The organism is Micromonospora sp. M71_S20 (genome assembly GCF_003664255.1).
Classification (GTDB): Bacteria; Actinomycetota; Actinomycetes; order Mycobacteriales; family Micromonosporaceae; genus Micromonospora.
In genome coordinates this window covers 113,558-133,452 of record NZ_RCCV01000005.1, presented here as the reverse complement: position 1 = coordinate 133,452, position 19,895 = coordinate 113,558, and the positions used below count along the sequence as shown (strand labels likewise).

18 protein-coding genes are annotated in these 19,895 nt (G+C 73.4%); 8 read left to right on the top strand and 10 right to left on the bottom strand.

From position 1 onward, the window contains the following. Positions 1 to 10: 10 nt before the first annotated feature. Complete coding sequence (locus tag DER29_RS33225) at positions 11 to 967, bottom strand: GlxA family transcriptional regulator (protein WP_121401606.1); 957 nt, start codon at positions 965 to 967, stop codon at positions 11 to 13. Between the two features lie 150 nt (positions 968 to 1,117). Between DER29_RS33225 and DER29_RS34995 the strand changes: the two genes are divergently transcribed. From DER29_RS34995 to folE, 4 genes are all read left to right on the top strand, one after another. After that, positions 1,118 to 1,255 carry a hypothetical protein gene (locus tag DER29_RS34995; RefSeq protein ID WP_199729671.1) on the top strand — a complete coding sequence of 46 codons (138 nt, stop codon included), beginning with the start codon at positions 1,118 to 1,120 and terminating at the stop codon, positions 1,253 to 1,255. 101 nt (positions 1,256 to 1,356) lie between these two features. After that, the gene (gene hpt / locus DER29_RS33215; protein WP_121401602.1) at positions 1,357 to 1,932 is read left to right on the top strand and encodes a hypoxanthine phosphoribosyltransferase; all 576 of its coding nucleotides are present in this window, start codon (positions 1,357 to 1,359) and stop codon (positions 1,930 to 1,932) included. Positions 1,933 to 2,424: 492 nt separating this feature from the next. Continuing rightward, positions 2,425 to 4,449, top strand: a complete 2,025-nt coding sequence (ftsH, locus tag DER29_RS33210) for an ATP-dependent zinc metalloprotease FtsH (RefSeq protein WP_121401601.1) — start codon at positions 2,425 to 2,427, stop codon at positions 4,447 to 4,449. 38 nt (positions 4,450 to 4,487) lie between these two features. Continuing rightward, positions 4,488 to 5,153, top strand: a complete 666-nt coding sequence (folE, locus tag DER29_RS33205) for a GTP cyclohydrolase I FolE (protein WP_121401600.1) — start codon at positions 4,488 to 4,490, stop codon at positions 5,151 to 5,153. 65 nt (positions 5,154 to 5,218) lie between these two features. On the opposite strand, the gene DER29_RS33200 is transcribed toward folE, so the two are convergent. Then, positions 5,219 to 5,974, bottom strand: coding sequence for a hypothetical protein (locus DER29_RS33200; protein WP_121401598.1), 756 nt, complete (start codon positions 5,972 to 5,974; stop codon positions 5,219 to 5,221). Continuing rightward, complete coding sequence (locus tag DER29_RS33195; protein WP_121401596.1) at positions 5,971 to 8,520, bottom strand: FtsK/SpoIIIE domain-containing protein; 2,550 nt, start codon at positions 8,518 to 8,520, stop codon at positions 5,971 to 5,973. The genes DER29_RS33200 and DER29_RS33195 overlap by 4 nt, the downstream gene beginning before the upstream one ends. A gap of 195 nt (positions 8,521 to 8,715) precedes the next feature. Between DER29_RS33195 and DER29_RS33190 the strand changes: the two genes are divergently transcribed. Beyond that, complete coding sequence (locus DER29_RS33190; RefSeq protein ID WP_121401595.1) at positions 8,716 to 9,279, top strand: hypothetical protein; 564 nt, start codon at positions 8,716 to 8,718, stop codon at positions 9,277 to 9,279. Positions 9,280 to 9,282: 3 nt separating this feature from the next. Here DER29_RS33190 and DER29_RS33185 read toward each other — a convergent pair whose 3' ends face one another. From DER29_RS33185 to DER29_RS33155, 7 genes are read right to left on the bottom strand one after another with little or no spacing between them, the layout of a single operon-like run. Then, the gene (locus tag DER29_RS33185; RefSeq protein ID WP_121401594.1) at positions 9,283 to 9,885 is read right to left on the bottom strand and encodes a hypothetical protein; all 603 of its coding nucleotides are present in this window, start codon (positions 9,883 to 9,885) and stop codon (positions 9,283 to 9,285) included. 13 nt (positions 9,886 to 9,898) lie between these two features. Next, positions 9,899 to 11,068 (bottom strand): M23 family metallopeptidase, encoded by a 1,170-nt coding sequence (locus DER29_RS33180; protein ID WP_121401593.1) that lies wholly within the window; start codon positions 11,066 to 11,068, stop codon positions 9,899 to 9,901. Next, the gene (locus DER29_RS33175) at positions 11,065 to 11,622 is read right to left on the bottom strand and encodes a hypothetical protein (protein ID WP_121401592.1); all 558 of its coding nucleotides are present in this window, start codon (positions 11,620 to 11,622) and stop codon (positions 11,065 to 11,067) included. Before DER29_RS33175 ends, DER29_RS33180 begins: the two co-directional genes overlap by 4 nt. Further along, a complete protein-coding gene (locus DER29_RS33170; RefSeq protein WP_121401591.1) occupies positions 11,619 to 13,583 on the bottom strand; it encodes an MFS transporter in 1,965 nt (654 codons plus the stop codon). Before DER29_RS33170 ends, DER29_RS33175 begins: the two co-directional genes overlap by 4 nt. A gap of 1 nt (position 13,584) precedes the next feature. Then, positions 13,585 to 16,992: an ATP-binding protein gene (locus DER29_RS33165; protein WP_121401590.1), complete on the bottom strand. Its 3,408-nt coding sequence runs from the start codon at positions 16,990 to 16,992 to the stop codon at positions 13,585 to 13,587. A gap of 49 nt (positions 16,993 to 17,041) precedes the next feature. Next, positions 17,042 to 17,404, bottom strand: a complete 363-nt coding sequence (locus DER29_RS33160; RefSeq protein WP_121401589.1) for a hypothetical protein — start codon at positions 17,402 to 17,404, stop codon at positions 17,042 to 17,044. A gap of 13 nt (positions 17,405 to 17,417) precedes the next feature. Further along, a complete protein-coding gene (locus tag DER29_RS33155) occupies positions 17,418 to 17,732 on the bottom strand; it encodes a hypothetical protein (protein WP_121401588.1) in 315 nt (104 codons plus the stop codon). A 343-nt stretch (positions 17,733 to 18,075) separates the two neighbouring features. Here DER29_RS33155 and folP point away from each other — a divergent pair, with 343 nt between their 5' ends. The 3 genes from folP to folK are packed head-to-tail and all read left to right on the top strand — an operon-like array spanning position 18,076 to position 19,882. Next, a complete protein-coding gene (gene folP / locus DER29_RS33150; RefSeq protein WP_121401587.1) occupies positions 18,076 to 18,996 on the top strand; it encodes a dihydropteroate synthase in 921 nt (306 codons plus the stop codon). Continuing rightward, positions 18,993 to 19,358, top strand: a complete 366-nt coding sequence (gene folB / locus DER29_RS33145; protein WP_121401586.1) for a dihydroneopterin aldolase — start codon at positions 18,993 to 18,995, stop codon at positions 19,356 to 19,358. The genes folP and folB overlap by 4 nt, the downstream gene beginning before the upstream one ends. Beyond that, positions 19,355 to 19,882 (top strand): 2-amino-4-hydroxy-6-hydroxymethyldihydropteridine diphosphokinase, encoded by a 528-nt coding sequence (gene folK, locus DER29_RS33140; protein WP_121401585.1) that lies wholly within the window; start codon positions 19,355 to 19,357, stop codon positions 19,880 to 19,882. Before folB ends, folK begins: the two co-directional genes overlap by 4 nt. The last annotated feature ends 13 nt before the right edge of the window (positions 19,883 to 19,895 follow it).

Genomic DNA, 19,895 nt, shown 5'->3' with positions numbered 1-19,895 from the left:
ACCCGGGGGCTCAGGCCCCCACCCGGTCGCGGAAGGTGGTCCGGTAGGTGTGCGGGGTGGCGCCGACCCGGCGGGTGAAGTGGTGCCGCAGCGCCGCCGAGTCGCCGAAGCCGGCCCGGTCGGCGACGGCCTCGACGCTGAGCCCGGTCTCCTCCAGCAGCCGCCGGGCCAGCAGCACCCGCTGGTTGGTCAGCCAGTCGTGCGGCGTGGTGCCGGTCTCGGCGCGGAACCGCCGGGCGAACGTGCGCGGGGACATCTCCGCCCGGGCGGCCAGCTCGTCGACGGTGACCGGGCGGTCCAGGTGCCCCATCAGCCATTCCAGCACCGGCTCCAGCGTCGGCGCCTCGGGGGTCGCGGGGATGGGCGCCTCGATGTACTGCGCCTGCCCGCCGTCGCGGTGCGGGGGGACCACCATCCGGCGGGCCAGCCGGGTGGCCGTCGCCGAGCCGTGCTCCTGGCGGATCAGGTGCAGGCAGGCGTCGATGCCGGCGGCCGTGCCGGCGCTGGTGAGCAGCCGGTCGTCCTGCACATAGAGCGAGTTGCACCGGACCCGGGCGGTCGGGTGGCGGCGTTGCAGTTCGTCGACGTACCGCCAGTGGGTGGTGCACTCCCGGCCGTCGAGCAGGCCGGCCTCGCCCAGCACGAACGCGCCGGAGCAGACGCTGAACACGTACGCCCCCCGGTCGGCGGCGCGGCGCAGCGCGGCGAGCACCGTGGCCGGCACGACGGTGCCGTGGTGGGCCGGGACGGCGACCAGGTCGGCCTCCTCCATGGGGCCGAGGTCGGCGTGCGGGGTCAGGTGGAAACCCGACGAGGTGCGGACCGGGGCCCCGTCGGGGCTGCACACGTGGAAGCGGTGGCCGGGGAACCCGTCGGCGGTGCGGTCGGTCCCGAAGACCTCGGCGAGGACCCCGAGTTCGAACGTGGCGACCTGGTCCAGGGCGAGGACGGCGACCGATCTGAGCATGTGACGAGAGTAACCGCACGGGTGGCAGGAAATCGAGGTTGAGTGGCATTCCTGCCACTGTCCGGGCGGTGGTGGCCGACGGAGACTGGTTCCAGTCCGGTGCGCACCGGCGGCGAAAACAACACCAACCACGCGAAAGCGAGCGCCGCCATGGAGATCCTGCTCTTCCTCTTCTTCTTCGTCGTCCTCGCCCTGGCCTCGGCCGCCGGCCTCACCGCCGACAGCCGGGACTCGGCCGACTGGAAGCCGTCCGACGACGGTCGCCGCTGGCGGTCGCGTGCCTGCTGAGGTGGATCGTGGCCTTCGCGAGGTTCGTCCGGGGTGGGACCGCGCCCATAAGGGGCGGCCCCGCCGACGGAGGCCATCCGGCGTACGGCAGGCTAGGAGCCATGGCTGACGGCTCCTGGTACGACGCCGACATCGACCACGTGATCATCTCCGAGGCGCAGATCCGCGAGAAGACCGCGGAACTCGCCAAGCAGGTCTCGGCGGACTACGCCGACGTCGATGACGGGCTCCTGCTGGTCTGCGTCCTCAAGGGCGCGGTGATGTTCATGGCCGACTTCGCCCGGGCGCTGGGACGCAGCGGACCGCCCGCCGAGCTGGACTTCATGGCCATCTCCTCCTACGGCCAGGGCACCACCTCCTCCGGGGTGGTCCGCATCCTCAAGGACCTGGACCGGGACATCGCCGGCCGGCACGTGGTCGTGGTCGAGGACATCGTCGACTCGGGCCTCACCCTCTCCTGGCTGCTGCGCTACCTGGAGTCCCGCTCGGCCGCGAGCGTCGAGGTGGTCGCGCTGTTCCGCAAGCCGGACGCGGTCAAGGTGCCGGTGCCGGTGAAGTACGTCGGCTTCGACATCCCGACCGAGTTCGTCGTCGGCTACGGCCTCGACTTCGGCGAGCGCTACCGCGAGCTGCCCTACGTCGGGGTGCTCAAGCCCGAGGTGTACGCCCGGAACTGAGCCCTCGCCGGGCCCGTCACATCGGCACCGGTCGAGCGGACGTTCAGCGGGCTCTCAGCGAATCGGACTACGGTAGAGGCCGGTGGCGTGGAGGCACCCTCCACGCCCGACCCCTCGAACCGCGGGACCGGGCGGACGGGAGGCCGGGCGCGGAGCTCCCGTCACGCCGGCTGACCCGGTTCGCCCTACGCGTAATTGTTGGGCTCGCAGGCGCGTTCCGCGCGCGCACGATGATCGGATTGTGCGCGATCGCGGGGTTCGCAAGCTCGCTCGGTGCGCGCACAGCTGTTCCCTTTGTGCGCGACTGCGGGGCTCGCAAGCTCACTCCTCGCGTGCACGGTGTACCGTCGAATGACCGCGGCGCGGCAGTTTCGTGCCTCGGGGTCGAGCCGGCCCGCACGGCGGCTCCGGCCGCCGCCGCAGGCGGCGACACCATCAGACGGTCAGGACGTCGATCAGGAGGATGCGGGCGCCTCGGCGCTCGACAACAGCATGGAACGTACGCGTTTCTTCCGCCGACCGGTGGTCTGGATCATCCTGGTCATCCTCGGCGCCGTTGTGCTCAGTCAACTGTTCACCGCTGGTCCCAGCTACCACCGGGTGGACACTTCCATTGCGCTCGACCAGCTCAACAAGGGGGGCATCGACAAGGTCGTCTTCCAGGACAAGGAGCAGACGCTCCGGCTCGACCTGAAGGACAAGGCCAAGTTCGGTGACACCGACACCGACCGGATCGAGGCGCAGTTCCCCTACGAGGTCGGCGACGAGGTCTGGAACGAGGTCCTCGAGGCCAAGGCGAACAACCGGGTCACCGGCCCGGCCAACGTCGAGGTGTCGTCCGACAGCATCTGGGTGAGCCTGCTGGTCAACCTGCTCCCGATCGCCCTGCTGGTGCTCCTGCTGCTCTTCTTCATGTCGCAGATGCAGGGCGGCGGCTCCCGGGTGCTCAACTTCGGCAAGTCCAAGGCGAAGATGATCACCAAGGACACGCCGAAGACCACGTTCGCGGACGTGGCCGGCGCCGAGGAGGCCGTCGAGGAGCTGCACGAGATCAAGGACTTCCTGCAGAACCCGGCGAAGTACCAGGCCCTGGGCGCCAAGATCCCGAAGGGCGTCCTGCTCTTCGGTCCGCCCGGCACCGGTAAGACGCTGCTGGCCCGCGCCGTCGCCGGCGAGGCAGGGGTGCCCTTCTACTCGATCTCCGGCTCGGACTTCGTGGAGATGTTCGTCGGTGTCGGCGCCAGCCGGGTCCGCGACCTCTTCGAGCAGGCCAAGGCGAACGCGCCCGCCATCGTCTTCGTCGACGAGATCGACGCCGTCGGCCGCCACCGCGGCGCTGGCATGGGCGGCGGTCACGACGAGCGCGAGCAGACCCTCAACCAGCTGCTCGTCGAGATGGACGGCTTCGACACCAAGGGCGGGGTCATCCTGATCGCCGCCACCAACCGGCCGGACATCCTCGACCCGGCGCTGCTGCGCCCGGGCCGCTTCGACCGGCAGATCCCGGTGGACGCCCCCGACATGGAGGGCCGCAAGGCGATCCTGCGGGTGCACGCCAAGGGCAAGCCGTTCACCCCCGACGTCGACCTCGACGCGGTGGCGCGGCGCACCCCCGGCTTCAGCGGTGCCGACCTGGCCAATGTGATCAACGAGTCCGCGCTGCTCACCGCCCGCAAGGACCAGCGGGCGATCACCAACGACTCCCTGGAGGAGTCGATCGACCGGGTGATCGCCGGTCCGCAGCGCCGGACCCGGGTGATGAGCGACCAGGAGAAGAAGATCACCGCGTACCACGAGGGTGGGCACGCGCTGGTCGCCTGGGCGCTGCCGCACGCCGCGCCGGTGCACAAGGTGACGATCCTGTCCCGCGGTCGGTCGCTGGGCCACACCCTGGTCCTGCCCACCGAGGACAAGTACACCCAGACCCGCGCCGAGATGGTCGACACCCTGGCGTACGCGCTGGGTGGCCGGGCCGCCGAGGAGCTGGTCTTCCACGAGCCGACCACCGGCGCCGGCAACGACATCGAGAAGGCCACCCAGCTGGCCCGCGCGATGATCACGCAGTACGGCATGAGCTCCAAGCTCGGCGCGATCAAGTACGGCACCAGCGGCGACGAGCCGTTCCTGGGCCGCAACATGGGCCACGAGCGGGACTACTCCGACGTCGTCGCCGCCGAGATCGACGGCGAGATGCGGGCGCTGATCGAGCTGGCCCACGACGAGGCCTGGGAGATCCTGGTGGAATACCGGGACGTCCTGGACAACATCGTGCTGGAGCTGATGGAGAAGGAGACCCTCTCCACCGCCGACATGGCCCGGATCTGCGCCCGGGTGGCCAAGCGGCCGCCGATGGCGCCGTACAACGGCTTCGGCAAGCGCCAGCCCTCCACCGAGCCGCCGGTGCTCACGCCGGCGGAGAAGGACGCGCTGAAGGTGCAGGCCCAGGCCGACGGCGCCCAGGCGACGGTGGGCGGCGGCAGCCCGAACAACTCCAACAACTCGGACGGTACGCACTGAGCACCGACCCGACGGCCAGTTCCCGGGAGCACCGGGAACTGGCCGTCTCCGCGACCGAGCCGGACGGCGACGACACCCTCGACTACGTCGCCGCGCGCCTGATCAGCGGCAAGCTCACCGGCCGGCCCGTCGAGGAGACCATGGACCTCGGGCGGATCGAGAAGGCCGTCCGCGAGATCCTGATCGCCGTCGGGGAGGACCCGGACCGCGACGGGCTCCAGCAGACCCCGGCCCGGGTGGCCCGCGCGTACGCCGAACTCTTCGCCGGCCTCCGGGTCGATCCGGCCCAGGTGCTCAGCACCACCTTCGAGGCCAACCACGAGGAGTTGGTGCTCGTCCGGGACATCGACGTGATGAGCCTCTGCGAGCACCACCTGCTGCCGTTCCGGGGCAGCGCCCACATCGGCTACATCCCGGGGCCGGACGGCCGGATCACCGGCCTGTCCAAGCTGGCCCGGCTGGTCGAGGTCTTCGCCCGCCGGCCGCAGGTGCAGGAGCGGCTCACCTCGCAGATCGCCGACCTGCTGATGGAGCGGCTCGCGCCGCGCGGCGTGGTGGTGGTGCTCGAATGCGAGCACATGTGCATGGCGATGCGCGGCATCCAGAAGTCGGGCGCCAAGACCATCACGTCCGCCGTGCGGGGCACCCTCCAGCGCGACGCCAAGTCGCGCGCCGAGGCGATGGCGCTGATCATCCCCCGCTGACCGCGACAGACCGGCCGGCCGAACCCACACCCGGGTCGGCCGGCCGTCGCTCTGGGCAGTGGTGCTCAGCCGGCCAGCATCGCGAGCAGCAGGCCCGCGCTGACCAGCACCGCCGGGACCAGACACACCAGGGCGCCGAGCCGGGCCGTGCGCTCCACCCGGCCGCCCCCCGGCGGCGGAAAGAGCCGTCCGACGCCGATCCAACCCGCCACGAACGCCACCGCCGGCATCGGCAGCCCGCAGACCAGCGCGGCCACGCTGGCCGCCCCGGTGCCGATGGCCACGAACAACGCGAGCTGGACCGCCGGCACCAGCAGCGCCAGGGGCCCGTACACCAGCAGGTTCCGCAGGCGCGGCGGCCAGGCGGCCAGGCGGGGCAGCCCACGCGCGGAGAGCGTCGCGTCCGCGGCGTCCGCCCGGCCCCGGGCGGCGCGCAGCGCGGCCAGCACCGCCGCCGGCCCGCCCGCCATCGCCCGGGCCGCCTCGGTCAGCTCCGGCGGCGTCGGGACCAGCGAGATCGGCGGTACGCCCCGCTCGCGCAGTCGGGCCTCCTGCGACGCCAGCCGGGTGCGTACGGCGGTCAACTCCTCGCGGGCGGCCTGCACCGACCGGGCCTGCTCGCCGGCGGCGGTGGCCGCGTCACGGCGTACCCCGTCGAGCTGGCGCGCGGCGGCGAGGTACTCGGTCCACGCGGCGCGCACCGGGTCGACGCTTCCCGCCGGTCCGGCCGTGTCGGTGCGTTCCGGCGTCGGGTCGGCGCCGGAACGCTGCCGCCCCGGCGCGGCGTGCCCCGTCGTGGTCCGTGCCCCGCTGCCGGTCATGCCGGGTCCCCCTCCTCGCCGAACGGGACCAGCACGGTGCCCTGCTCGCCAGGGCCGTCCCAGAGCACCGCCCGGCCGGGGCGGGGCCGCCACTGCACCTGCCGGCCGAAGACCGACGCGAGCTGCGCGCCCGGCAGGTCCACCACGGCCACGGCGGCCAGCTTGTCCACCTCGCCCTCGGGTTCGAGCAGCGCCGCGAAGGACGGCACCGTCCGCCAGCGGCCCAGCAGGTGCCGGCCGGCGGGCGGTCCCTCCCGCAGCAGCGCGCGCAGCCGCTCCGGGGGCAGCTGCTCCGGCGTCGGCACGTCCAGTCCGAAGACCACCAGGTAGGCCGGCACGGCGTCGTCCACGGCGGCGAGCAGGCCGGCGACGTCCACCGTGTCCACCGGGTGCCGCCCGGCCAGCTCGGCCGCCAACGCCTCGGCCAGCGGCCGGCACTCCTCGTCCGGCGCGGCCAGCACGAAGCGGGTGGCCCCCGGCGCGTGGTGCGCCGCCGCGCTGCGCGCCGCGGTGGCCAGCAGCCGGGCCGCCTCCGGCCCGGGACCGAGCACTGCCAGGTTCCGCCCCGGGGCCGGCCCGAGCGACACCGCGACGGTGGTCCGGGGCACGTCCACCGCCCGGCCCAGCAGGGCGGCGGGACCGGGTGCCTGCCCGGCGAGCGCGGCCCGGTGCCGGGGGTCGTTGCGCAGCAGCGGGCGGGCGTAACCGGCGAAGACCACCGGCGGGGACGCCCCCTCCGGGCGGGCCGACCAGAGCCGGTGCCGCAGCTCCTCCACCGTGTCGGGGTGGTCCTGCGGGTCCGGGAACCGGACCATCCGCTCGTGCCCCCGGATCGCGCCCCGGGGCCCGCCGAGCCCGCCGGCGGTGTTCACCACCGCGCTGCCCACCGGCAGCCCGGCGGCCGAGTCGTTCGTCGGCTCCAGCACGGCACCCCCGCCGGGCAGCGCCACCCGCACCGGGAACTGCCCCAGCACCGAGTCCCGGTCCGTACGCGAGCCCAACCCCAGGTCGCCCTCGCCGGCCAGCACCAGGTGCACCCCGTACGCACGCCCGGTGCGGGCCAGCGCGTCCAGCCGGGCGGCGGCGTCCGCGGCCAGCCGGTCCCGCTCGGCGAAGAGCAGCGGGAGATTGTCGAGCACGCACACGATCCGGGGCATGGCCCGGTGCTGCCGCAGCTCGGCGAAGCGCTGCCCGCCGGCCCGGCCGCCCGCCTCCTCGCGGCGGCGCACCTCCGCCACCAGCTCGTCCAGCAGGCTCAGCACGTACTCCCGGTCGGCGGCCATCGCGGCGGCCCGCACCTGGGGGATCCACGACCGGTCGCGCTCGGTCTGGAGGAACTCCACGAAGGATTCGGCGTCGGCGAGATCCGCCAGGTAGAGAGCCAGCTCGTCGGGGCCGTACCGGGCGGTCAGGCCGAGCAGCGCGGTGGTGAGGAACGTGGACCGGCCCGCGCCCGAACGGCCGCTGACCAGCCAGTGCGGCGTCAGCTCCGTGAAGCCGAGCGACACGGGGCGGCCACCGGCATCCCCGACGGTCGTGGTCAGCCCGCCCACCCCGCTCGCCGTCCACAGCTCCTCGTCGGCCGCCGGCAGCAGGTCGGTGAGCGCCAGCCGGGAACCCGCCTCCACCTGAACGGCCAGCCGGCAACAGACCGCGTCGACGAGTTCGGCCGGCGGATCCGCCTCGATGAAGACCGGCGAGTTCAGCCCGCCCGGCGGCTCGGCGCCCGGACCGGCGAACGACCCGCCCGGCGGGTCACCCAGCAGCGCGTACGCGGTGCGGACCGCCAGCGTCGTCGCCCGCGGCAGCGGCTCCCGGTCGCCCGCCGGAGGCCAGCCCGCCACCACCAGGTGCAGGCCGGCGGCCCGGCCCGGCTCGGCCAGGGCCTCGATGCGGGCCAGGTCGGTGGCTCCGGTCGACTCGGGTAGGGCGGCGATCACCAGCAGCAGCGTCCGGTCGTGCCGGCGTCGCCCGCTCGTCCCCGGCGCCACCCACTGCTCGGCCTCGGTGAGCACGGCCCGCAGCCCCGCCACGTCCACCGCCGGGGGCGGCAGCAGGCCCGCGTCCGCGAGCGGCGCGAACGGCGCGAGGGCCGTGCCGGTCGCGTCCACCGCGCGGACCAGCAGCGCCCCGGCCGGGGTCGCCGCCAACAGCCGCAGCAGTACGCCCCGCAGCAGCCCCGCCACCCGGGGATCCCGGGCGTCCACGTCCACCGAGAGGTGGCCCGTGCCGAGCAACGGCACCAGTGCGGGGAACCGGGCGTCGTCCAGCGGTGCCGCCGTACCGACCCGGACGAAGGGAGGCGGCCCCTCACCGGCCGGAGTGGTCGGTGCCACCGTCTCCAGGGGAGAGCCCGCCCAGCCGGGGGCCAGCACCGCCGCCGCAGACCGGAGGCGGTCGGCCAGCTCGTACTGGCGGCGCTGGTCGGCGGGGACGGGCCGGGTGTCGTCGAGGACGCTCGCGGCGGCGGTCGCGGTGGCGGCGGCCCGCCGGTGCAGTGCGGCGGCGCGGTTGGTGCGTGCCTTCGGACCGGCCACCGCGTCCACCCCCTCTGCCCGAGGTCGGCAACCCCTCCCCGCGCAGAGACCGTAACCCAGCCGGGCCGACTCGTCCGGGATGCGCGGCGGCACTGCGCCGGGGATGTCGTGGATCTCACCGATGGGCAGTGGTCCGTCACGATCCGCTGGATCTGGGGCATTGGGTCTACCGCGTCCAGCCGCTAGCCTCAGAGGGTGGAATCAGTGCAGCCCCCCGCCGGTTCCCAGGTCTCCCGCGTACCGGCGCAACGGCCTCCCTCGGACCACCTGGCGCCGCCCTCGCCGGCCCCGGTGCCGGAGCGGCCACGGCGGCGGCTGCGCACCGTGCTCACCGTGGTCACGAGCGTCGTCGTGGCACTCTGCCTCGGCGGAGTGGCCGCCGGATACGTGCTCTACAACCGGGCCGCGGCACCCGACCGCAGCGCGCCCGACGTGGTGGTGGACAACTACCTTCGCGCCTTCCTCGTGGACCGCAACGACACCCGCGCCAACCTCTTCACCTGCGAGGGAAACGGCGATCGGGCTGCGGTCTCCGGGCTGCGCAGCGAGATCGAGCAGCGTGAGGCCAACTTCGACGTCGTTGTCAGAGTTAGTTGGGGGCCGCTCACCCGAACCAAGACGAGCGAGGGCGAATCAGTTGCCACGACGCTCACCATCTCCGGCTCAGCCAACGGCCAGCCCCGCAGCAGCAGGCGTGAGGACTGGGTGTTCGATGTGGTGGAACAAGATGAAGGTTGGCGGGTCTGTAGTGGCCGTAAGACTGGCTGAGCATCACTCAACCCAGAGCAGATGCACCGGAACCTCCAGTGTGGTCGGTGACTGGCCCCGCCAGGCCCAGCGGTACCACTCCACCTCCGGCGTCACCCGGACGCAGATGTCGCCTTCCGCGCCGGAGTAGGTCTCCGTGACGGCACGCAGATCCCGGTGTTCGACGGAGTCCACGACGTGCACCACCCGGCGACCCGTGACGGCGTCCGACTCGAAGACCGGGGTCGGCATGCGATGCGCCGGAGCGTCCAGCGAGACCAGGCGGACGCCCGTCGCGCGATCCGCCGACGCGTCCGGCCGCTGGGCCCCCACCGTCTCCACCCAGACCCGCTCGACCGGGACCAGCGGCGCGAAGACCTCCACCTGGTCGGACTCCGCCCGGTACCACTCGTGCTCGGGGATGACCGGCACGTATGTTCGGCTGCCCTGCACCACCCGGTCGTCGGCGCGTAGGTCACCGCGCCAGCCGAACCCGGGCAGGCCGACCAGCACGCGCTGCCCGCGGAGTTCGACGCGGCCGGTGGCCGGCACGATCTCGATCGGTCGGGGCGGCCGGGGAGCCCAGTCCGGATGGTCGGCGAACGGGTCGGGAAGCGGCTCGTTCATGACGGCGAGCGTCTCATCCCGCGCCCTTGAGCGGCGCGCCGCGCGATCGCATGAACGGCACCGGGTCGATGGCGCCCCGGCTGCTCCGGTCCCCGTCCTCGTGCACCTCGAAGTGCAGGTGCGGACCGGAGGAGTTGCCGCTGCTGCCCACCTCGCCGATGACCGTACCGGCCTCGACGAGTTGGCCGACCTTGACGCGGGGCTTGCTGACCATGTGGCAGTAGCGAGTGATGAAACCGCCGGCGTGCAGGACGTCAACGAACCAGCCGCAGCCGCCCTTGTTCGGCCAGCCGTCGACGTCGCAGGTAAGCCGGTCGCGATTGTCCGGGTCGCAGCGGGACACCAGGACGCGTCCGGTGGCGGCGACGCGGATGTCGGTGCCCTTCGGCGCGGCGATGTCTACCCCGTTGTGCCTGGGGCGGCTCGCGGTCTGGAAGCCCGAGCCGACGCCACCGGGTATGGGAGCCGTCCAGCCGGAGGCGGCGATCTGCCCGGCGGCGGCGCGGTCGCACGCCTTCCTTCCGTCGACCAGCGCGATCCGGGCGGCCCCGCCGGCCAGCGCATTGACGATCCGGGCGGCCACGTCCTCGTGCTTGGCGTACGCGTCGGGGAAGGCGCTGATCTGCACGGCCTGCGCGGCCCGGGTCAGCGACATCGTCTCCCAGCCGGGCACCTTGACCAGCTTCTCGTAGAACTTCCGGGCGGCGTACTCGGGCGTCATCCGCTGCGCCACGGTGCCCCAGCTCGCCCTCTGCTGGAACAGCCCGACGGAGTCGTGATCGGCACCGACGCCCTCGTTGGGCAGATCCTCGGACTCGCCGACGGTCCGGTTCGCCAGGTTGCGCAGCCGGGACTCCTGCATGGCGGTTGCCACGGCGATCACCCAGCCGCGCGGCGGCACCTTCATCTCCTGCCCGACCTTGATGATCCGGGCGGCGTTGCGTAGCTGGACCTGCCCGTATCCCGACATCCGGGGTATTTTGCCGCGAACGTCGACCCGGTAGTCCTCCTTGCAGTCCATGCTCACCGCCGTCATGGAGTCTGCGGAATCGCCGCCGAGTTCCGTGAGCAAGAAGGCGCCCGCGCCGCCGGTGCAGCAGAGCAGGGCGAGCGTCGCCGTCAACGCGGCGGCCAGTGCGCCGAGTCGGAGCTGCCGACCGCGGGGCCGCGTCCCGTCGCTCATTTCTGCTCCCAGTCCACCGCGTCCACCAGCCACCGCCCCTCGGGCGCCACCAGTTCGAGGCGAAGCCGTCCCGTGTCGAGCGGAACCAGCACCTCGACGAAGTTCTCGGCCCGGGGCTGAAGCGTGACGTCGCCGTCGACCTGACCGGCCGGAACCCCGGACGGGTCGACGCCGGCCAGCTTGTCGGTCAGGACCGGGGTCGACAGCGGACGTAGGCCCTCCTGCCACCGCTCCGCCGTGATGCCCGGCTTGCCGAGCCAGGCGGCGACGAAGCGTTCGGCGGTCTGCTCCGGCGTGAGGTCGCCGGGCCGGGTGACCGGGGAGGGGGGAGCGCCCGTGGAGAACGCCCCGTCGTCGCCGGCGGTCGGGTCGACCGTGGTGATCGGTCGGTCGGGGCGGTTGCTGAGCCCGGAGGTGGGATCGCCGGGCCCGGACACCAGCCGCGCAGCTCCGATGATCCCGAACACGAGGACGGCGATGCCGATCGCGACGCCGAACCGGGACCGGAGCACCCGGGTGACCAGGAATTCGACCGCCCGCCGCACCGCACTCACCGCGCCTCGGACCGGATCCGGGGAGTGGGCCGGTCAGGCTCGCGCTCCGCGGATCCGGGGCGGTAGATGACGAACGAGGGGTTCTCGTCCGGCACGTCGGGCTCCGTCCAGGTGGCCGGCTGCCGCCGCCGGGGGCGGGGTACGGCCGGGCGGGAGGTGCCCCGTTCCCCGGACGGCGCCGCCTTTTCGGCGGCCGACTCGCGGCCGTCGGGCCGCTGCCGCTCCTCCCCACCGGGGTTGGCGGCCTGCCCACCGCGGGTGGCGGCGTGTGCCGGATCCTCCCGCCGGGCCTCGGGCCGGAGGGTGCGCTGCTCCGCCACGACGGCACGACGCCGGCCCATCGCCGGCTCGGCCGTGCCGCCGGGCTCAGCGACGTCGAGCCGGGCGGCGGTGCGCATGTCCCGGAAGAAGCGCCGGTGCCACGAGCCGGCCGAGCTGACCGCCTCGCTGCTGTCCTTGCCGCCGAGTTGGGTGATCCTCCGGTAGGGCCGCAGCAGCAGCCAGCCGACCACCCCGCAGAGCCAGACCAGCACCACCTGGAGCCAGCCGGGCAGGGTCGGCGTGCTCATGATGAGGTCGACCGCGAAGAGATAGATGGCGGCACCGGTGCCGAAGATGGCGATGTTGAAGACGGCGGCGACCACCGCGTTCGCCAGCCGCCGCAACCCGGCGCTGGCCGGGCGCATCAGGCCCACCGTGCCGAGGATCGGTGCGGCGATCACCGCCCAGCGGAAGATCAGGAAGCCCAGTAGCACCAGCAGCGAGGCGGTCAGGTCGAACATCGCGAAGAGCACGGCGGCCAGTACCGCGATGAAGCCGGCACCCACCCGGTCCATGTCCCGGACGCCCTGGAGGTACTCGTACGCCTCCGGGTCCTCGGTCTCGATCTGCTGCGCGACCCGCGCCCACTGCTGCTGCTTGGCCTTGATGGTGGCCTCTCGCGTGGCCGGGTTCGACCGGAGCTTCGCCGCCTCCTCCCAGGAGAACGACTTCGCGTCGTAGAGAGCCGGACCGTACTTCTTCGCCGTCTCGCTGTCCGCCGAGCCGAGCACGCCCCGCAGCCAGTTGCGGTAGAGCATGGCCTCCGTCGCCGTGTCACTGGCCCGCACGGCGGGCGGACGGTTGTCCTTGCACGCCTCCGGATTCGGGTCATCACACTGACTTGGAGGGGTGTCCTTGGTAGCCGGGCCGACCGCGTCGTGGACCACGCCCAGGGTGGTGACGAGGGTGCCGTCGGCGATGTTGGCCGACTTGACCGGCCAGGCGGCCAGGGCGGTCACCGCCACCATCACCAGCAGGGCCCAGCCTGCCGTGGTCATCGCGTTGCTCATGTCGGACTGGCGGGAGCGCCAGAGCAGATACAGGCCGACCACGCACAGCGTGACGATGCCGAAGACGCTGAACACCTTCTGGTAGACGGCCTTGGTCGCCTGGTCCACCAGCGGGTCGGCCCAGCCCCACATCGAGCGTGGGTCCCAGGCGCGTTCCCGCAACGCGTTCGAGGCGCCCACGATCGCCGTGGCGATCATGAACTCGCCGTTGGCGACCGTATTGGTGAACTTGTAGTCGGGGTGCAGCACCGCGGTCGCGCAACCGCTGTCGACGTCGTACGTGGAGTAGCTGTATCCGGCGTAGCCGTAGTCGCTGTAGAAGCCCTTCGGGCCCGGCTTCGTGGCCGATTCCGGTCGTGACGCGAACCAACCGGCGAGCCCGGAGTCGGGAGCACCGGGGGTCGGGGCGTTACGGCACTTGACCTCGGAGTCGGCGACTTCCTTCAGCTTGGCGACGCAGGCGCGGAAGTCGGCCTGCCACTCCGGGGTGGTGCAGAGGTCGGCCTTCGCCTGGGCGGTCAGCGGTGCGGGGGCCGCCATGGCGCCGACGGCCGGCCAGCCGATCGTGGCCCCGGCGAGTACGCCGACCGCGAGCAGGAACGCCACCAACCGTGCCCGGGCCCGCGCCATGTCACGCCTCCATGTTCGGCAGGATGGCCGGCAGCACCCCGGCCGCCGCGGCGATCGCGGCGGGGGTGGTGTCGAGGTGGTCCAGCAGCCCGTCGACGTACGAAACGTCGACCCGGACCTTCTGCACCCGGCCGTCGACGTCCCGCATGACGAATTCCCGGAAGCCGAGCCGGGTCGCACTGGTGGCGTCGGCGGTGGAGAGGGAGGCCAGGGTGGCCTCGTAGCCGTCGTTGACCGGCACCCGCAGCAGGCGGAGCGCCTCGGAGGCGATCTCCGCGTCCTCGGCGATCCGGCCGACGAAGACGGTCGAGACCAGGTTCTGCACGTCGAGCCCGAGGATGTCCCGCGGGTTCTGCGAGGCCACCAGCGCGGCGAGGTTCCACTTGCGGGAGTCGCGCGCGAGCCGGACCAGGAACGACCGCCCGGAGCGCCACCCCTCCATGAAGTGGGCCTCGTCCAGGCCGACGAGCTTCCGCGACGACATAGAGCCGCCGTAGCAGCGGCGTACGGCGAGCCGGTGCGCGGTGTGCAGCATCGGCAGGGCCAGCGCCTCCTCGGCGGACCAGTATTCCCGCTCGATCTTCAGGTCGGGCAGTCGCAGCCCGGCCATGGTGATCACGGTGAGCGCGGCGTCCGCGCCGAGCAGCCCCTCCGGCGGTCGGCCGAAGAAGAGCATGGCCAGCGGCATCTCGGCGGTGTCGAGCAGCAGGTTGGCCAGTTCCTTGCCGGCGTCGTCGTCGAGCTGGCTGAGGCAGGCGACCACGTCGTCCAGGGTGGAGGTCTCCTCCGCCGGCACCTGGCGTACGGCGTGCCGGAAGAGGGTGGCGGTGGACGCCTCCCGGGCGACCTGCGGGGGCACCAGCATCATGCAGATGTCCTGCACCAGCATCCGCCGCTCGGCGCGGGCGTTGGAGACCGCGATCTCGAACTCCCGGTCGCCCGAGGCCCCGGTGCCGAACTCGCTGCGCAGCGGCGTCGGGATGAGCGAGTACGGGGCCAGGGTGCCGTGCTCGGAGCCGGTCAGGTTCAGCACCCGCGCGTACGGCCGCAGTTCCGGCATGGCGCAGAGCCGGGCGAGCGGGCCGGACGGGTCGAGCAGCGTCACCTGGACCCCGCGTCGGGCCGCGAGGTAGCCGAGCGCGCCGAGCAGGGTGGACTTGCCGCCGCCCGGTTCGGCGACGAAGACGGCGAGCCCGGAGCGTTCGCGTACTTCCATCGGGAAGTGCAGGTCGAGGAAGACCGGCCGGCGGCAGGTGCCGGCGGTGCGCCCGATGAGGTCGCCGCGCCGGTCGCCGACGGTGGAGGCGGCCTGGGGGAGCGCGGCGGCGAGCAGGTTGACCGGCATCCGCCGGACGTAGCCGGTGTTGGCGATCGGCTCGCCGGGGATGAACTCGCGGGCCAGCCAGTCCTGGTTCTTCGGGTGCTGCAGCGAGATCCGCAGCTCGCGGGAGTAGAGCTGGATCAGCCGGCGGGCCCGCTCCAGGCACTCCTCGCGGTTGCGACCGCCGACGGCGATCCGGTGCCAGCCGTGCGCGCGGGCCGAGTCGACCGGCAGCCCGGTGGTCATCTCGTCGCCGATGACCAGTGCGCGCTTGGCCAGCCGCTCCAGCTCGGGCGGGGCGTCGATGCCGTGTTCCGCGTAGTCGAGCTGCTGGGAGCGGATCATCCGCAGCCGGTGCTCCAGGTTACGGAAGGAGTCGCCGGAGCCGAGGATGTCGACGCGGGTGGAGAGCTCCATCGGCCACGGCAGCCGCTCGTGGAAGTGCAGCCAGGGCTCGTGCCGCTCGGGGATCTCCAGCGGCTCCATCCGGCCGACCGCCAGCACGGCGACGTGCCGTTCCTCGCCGGTCATCCGGTTGACCAGCTTGACGGTCGAGCCGTACGGGGTGCGGTAGCGCTCGACCTGCTCGGTGAGCGCGAGCAGGTCGCCGCGTTCCCACTTGCCGTCGGTGAGCGGGGAGAGCTGCCCGGGCGGCGCCATGCAGAGCGCCACCGAGCGGTAGAGCAGCCACTCCAGTTCCTGTGCGGTGACCCGCCGGCCGCGCATGCCGAACGCGCCCAGCACCTCGTCGAACTGCTCGACGGTGCGGCCGAGCTTGCGGCGCTCGCCCTCGGCCACACCCCGGCCGAAGGTGCGCAGCAGCCGCTCGGTGAGCGAGTCGCCGAGGGAGCGCCGGGCGAAGGTGACGCCGAGGTAGGTCTGCCCCTCGGCGTGGTTGACCGAGAGCAGGTGCCGCTGCGCGGCCACGAGGTGGTCGCCCCAGCCGGCGGTGCCGGGCACGTCGGGCAGCGGCGAAGCGGTGTGCGCGTCGATGGTGCGGGCCCACTCGTCGGCCGGGAAGGGCCGGGTGGTGCGCCGCAGGTGCAGTCGGAAGCCGGCCAGCCCGGCGTACTGCTCGGAGATCGCCGAGAGCAGCGCCTCCCGTTCCGCGTCCGGCCGGAACGCCCAGCGCACCTCCGGCAGCCAGTACCAGGCGGTGACGGTGTTGGGGGTGAAGGTCAGGTGGCCGGCGATCTCGGTGATGGCCAGCTCGTCCGCCGGGTCCCGGTCCCCGAACTTGATCTTCGGCGGCTTGACCCGGGCGGGCTTGGTGGGCTGGCTCCGCCGGCCGGCGGAGCGTTGCCGCGGCGGCGCCACCTCCCGGCCGGCCCGCTCCGGCGGGCGCTCCCCGGTGCGGCGGGACGCCGGCTCGGACGCCGGGCCCGGCGCGGGCGGGTCGAGCGCTGCCGGCTGCTGGAGAGGTGCCGGGTGGGACGACGGCGGCGCCGCCGCGACGGGCGGCATACCGGCCGTCGCGTCCTCCGCCTCCGCCGGTGGGCGGAGCGTGGGCAGCCGGTCCCCGGACTGGTGCGGCACCCGGGACCTGGCCGGTCGGGCGGGCGGCTCGTACGCGTCGGCCGGGGGCTGTTCGACGGCCGGTGTGACCCCCGGGGACGCCCGGTGGGCCGCGTCGGCCGGGTGGCCGGTCCGGTAGACGTCGGCCCCGTGGCCCGCCCGTGCGGGCGGCGACAGAGGGGCTGTGGGAGCCGGCGGGAGCGCGGCCGGTGCGGCGGCCGCCGACTGCTGCCCGATGGCGGGTTGCTCCCGCCCGCCGGCCCGCTGCGGGGGCGCCGTCGGCCGGGTCGCGCCGGGGCGCGTACCGCCGAACAGGTCGAGGAAGGGCGAGTCGATGTCGGCGCTGTCGCCGGTGCCGGCGGGTTGCGCCTCGGCCGGCGGCGTCCGGCGTGGCGCCGGGCGGGGGGCCTGGAAGACGCCCACGCCACCGTGCCCGGGTGTCGTCACCAGGGCCGGATCGAGGGCGACCTCGTCCGTCTCTGGATCATCCGGGTAGTCGAACGACCGCGCACGGTTACCGTGCGGGACGGCCGGACGCCCTGCCGGGGAACCCGGCGTGGAACTGCGATTCATGCGACCGCCTCATCCGCGTCGTTCGACTGCCTGGTCGGGGTGCGACCGGTCATGCCAGTTCCTCCCGGATCCTGATCCGACTGCCGACCAGGCGGGGGTCCCGCTGCTCCGCGGCCGGCTCCCGGGTCCGCCGCCAGTCGGTCAGCGCGGTGCGGATCACCATGCGCGCGGGCCGGTCCGGGTCGACGTACCGGAAGATGAACGAGGTGCTCACGATGGCGAGCGCGATCTCCCAGGCGGGGAAGAGCTCGACCTGGAACGTGAACAGCCAGTGGATGAACATGTAGAGGGGAACGAGCAGCATGAACAGCCCGTACTGGGCGTACGGCAGGTGGACGGGAAGGGTGTAGCCGGGCGGCCCGAGGTAGACCAGGCGAGCCCGGTAGATGTCGTCGTCGGTGCGCAGCCGCATCTCGTGCCCGCGCCTATTCGAAGATCAGGTCGATCAGGTAGTCGCCGATGAAGAAGAGTGTGGCGGCTCCGGCGATGAAGGCGAGCCCGACGATCGCGATCGCCGAGCTGGTGAGGACCTTGGAGATCTCACCCCGGCTGGCGCGCCCGATGAAGATGACGCCCAGCACGGCCAGCAGGATCGGAGCGATCTTGCTGGCGAAGAACGTGACGACACCCTCGGTGTCGATCCCCTTGGGCGCAGGCTCGGCGAGTGGAGTCGACGCCAGGGCGGAGAGCGTGTGGGCGGCGGCGGACGTCGCCGTCTCCATCAGCTCGATGGCGATCACTGGAACCTCCCCAAGTCGCGGCCGGCGGCGCCGCGGTGGTGCAGTAGGCATGCCTGGCGGGAACGGTGCTCCCTGTGCGCAGCGTCGGCGACCCTGCGTTCGTTACTCACCACGGAGGGTGGTGAGCTTTGGGCGGAATCTCCCGCTTCGGCCCTCCCTCCAGGCTTCGCCATCTCGATGCCGGGCAGTTCCAAAGCGTACGGGCACCCACTGTTTGCGACAAGCCGCGAAGAGTCTGCCCGATCCGACCGGGACGACCGATCGTACACCCGTTCGAATGCGCATGTCATCGCCCTCGACCCGGCCCGCTCGGGGCGCTCCGGCCGACCGGTACCGTCTAGCCGTGACCGATCTGGTACGGGCCTCGGACCCGGTGGTGATGGGCGTCCTCAACGTCACGCCCGACTCCTTCTCCGACGGCGGACGGTACGCCGACCTCGATGCCGCCGTCGGACACGGCGTGCGGCTGCGGGCCGACGGCGCCCACCTGGTGGACGTCGGCGGCGAGTCCACCCGGCCGGGCTCCGACCGGGTCGACGCGGAGACCGAGACGGCCCGCGTGGTCCCCGTGATCCGGGAGCTGGCCGCCGCCGGCGTGCCCGTCAGCATCGACACCACCCGCGCGCGGGTCGCCGAGGCGGCCCTCGCCGCCGGCGCGTCCGTGGTCAACGACGTCTCCGGCGGCCTCGCCGACCCCGCCATGGCCCGGGTGGTCCGCGACGCCGGCTGCCCCTGGGTGCTCATGCACTGGCGGGGCCACTCCCGCGAGATGGGGGAGCTGGCCCGCTACGCCGACGTGGTCGCCGAGGTGCGCGCCGAGCTGGGCCGCCGCGTCGACGAGGCGCTGCGGGCCGGGGTCGCCGCCGACCGCATCGTCGTCGACCCGGGGCTGGGCTTCGCCAAGACGGCCGCGCACAACTGGGAGCTGAGCAGGCACCTGTCCGAGCTGCTGGACCTCGGCTTCCCGCTGCTCTTCGCGTCCAGCCGCAAGTCGTACCTGGGGCGGCTGCTGGCCGATCCCGACGGCACCCCCCGCCCCACGGACGGCCGCGACGTGGCCACCGTCGCCACCAGCCTGCTCGCGGTGGCGGCCGGCGCCTGGGGCGTACGCGTGCACGACGTCCGGGCCACCGTGGACGCCCTCGCCGTCTGGCAGGCCACGGGCGCGCCCCGCCTGGCGCCCACGCCCACCGGTGGGGCTCGGGCGGCCCACGCCGGCGCCGGACGGGCGGACCGCACCGCCGACCACGGAGGAGACCGATGACCGACCGGATCCAGCTGACCGGCCTGCGGGCGCACGGCCGGCACGGGGTGTACGACTTCGAGCGCGTCCAGGGCCAGGACTTCGTGGTCGACGCCGTCCTGGAGATGGACCTCGCCCCGGCGGCCCGCTCCGACGAGGTGGGCGACACCGTCCACTACGGCGAACTGGCCGAGCGGCTGGTCGCGGTGGTGACCGGCGAACCGGTCAACCTGATCGAGACGCTCGCCGACCGGCTGCTGGCCGTCTGCCTGGCCGATCCCCGGGTCGAGGCCGCCACGGTCACCGTGCACAAGCCGGAGGCGCCCGTGCCGCACGCCTTCACCGACGTGGCCGTGACGATGACGCGGCGGCGCGACCGGTGACCCGCGCCGTCCTCTCCCTGGGCAGCAATCTCGGCGACCGGCTCGCCCACCTGCGCTGCGCCGTCTCGGCGTTCGGCGACAGCGTGCTCCTGGTCTCCGGCGTCTACGAGACTCCACCGTGGGGGGACGCGGACCAGCCCGCGTACCTGAACGCCGTGCTGCTCGCCGAGGACCCGGCCGCGACTCCGTACGACTGGCTGGAGCGGGCCCGGGCGGCGGAGCGCGCCGCGGGGCGCACCCGCGACCCGCAGCGGCGTTTCGGGCCGCGCACCCTGGACGTCGACATCATCGCCGTGTGGGCCGACGGCGACGAGCCGGTGCTCAGCGACGACCCCGAGCTGACCCTGCCGCACCCCCGGGCCCACCTGCGGGCCTTCGTGCTGCGGCCGTGGATCGACCTCCAGCCGTACGGGCGGCTGCCCGGACACGGCTGGCTGACCGACCTGCTCAATGCCTCCCCGGTGGCCGACGACGCGCTGGATCTGCGCCCCCGGCCGGATCTGGCGATAGAGTCGACGGCATGACCCAGTGGAGCCG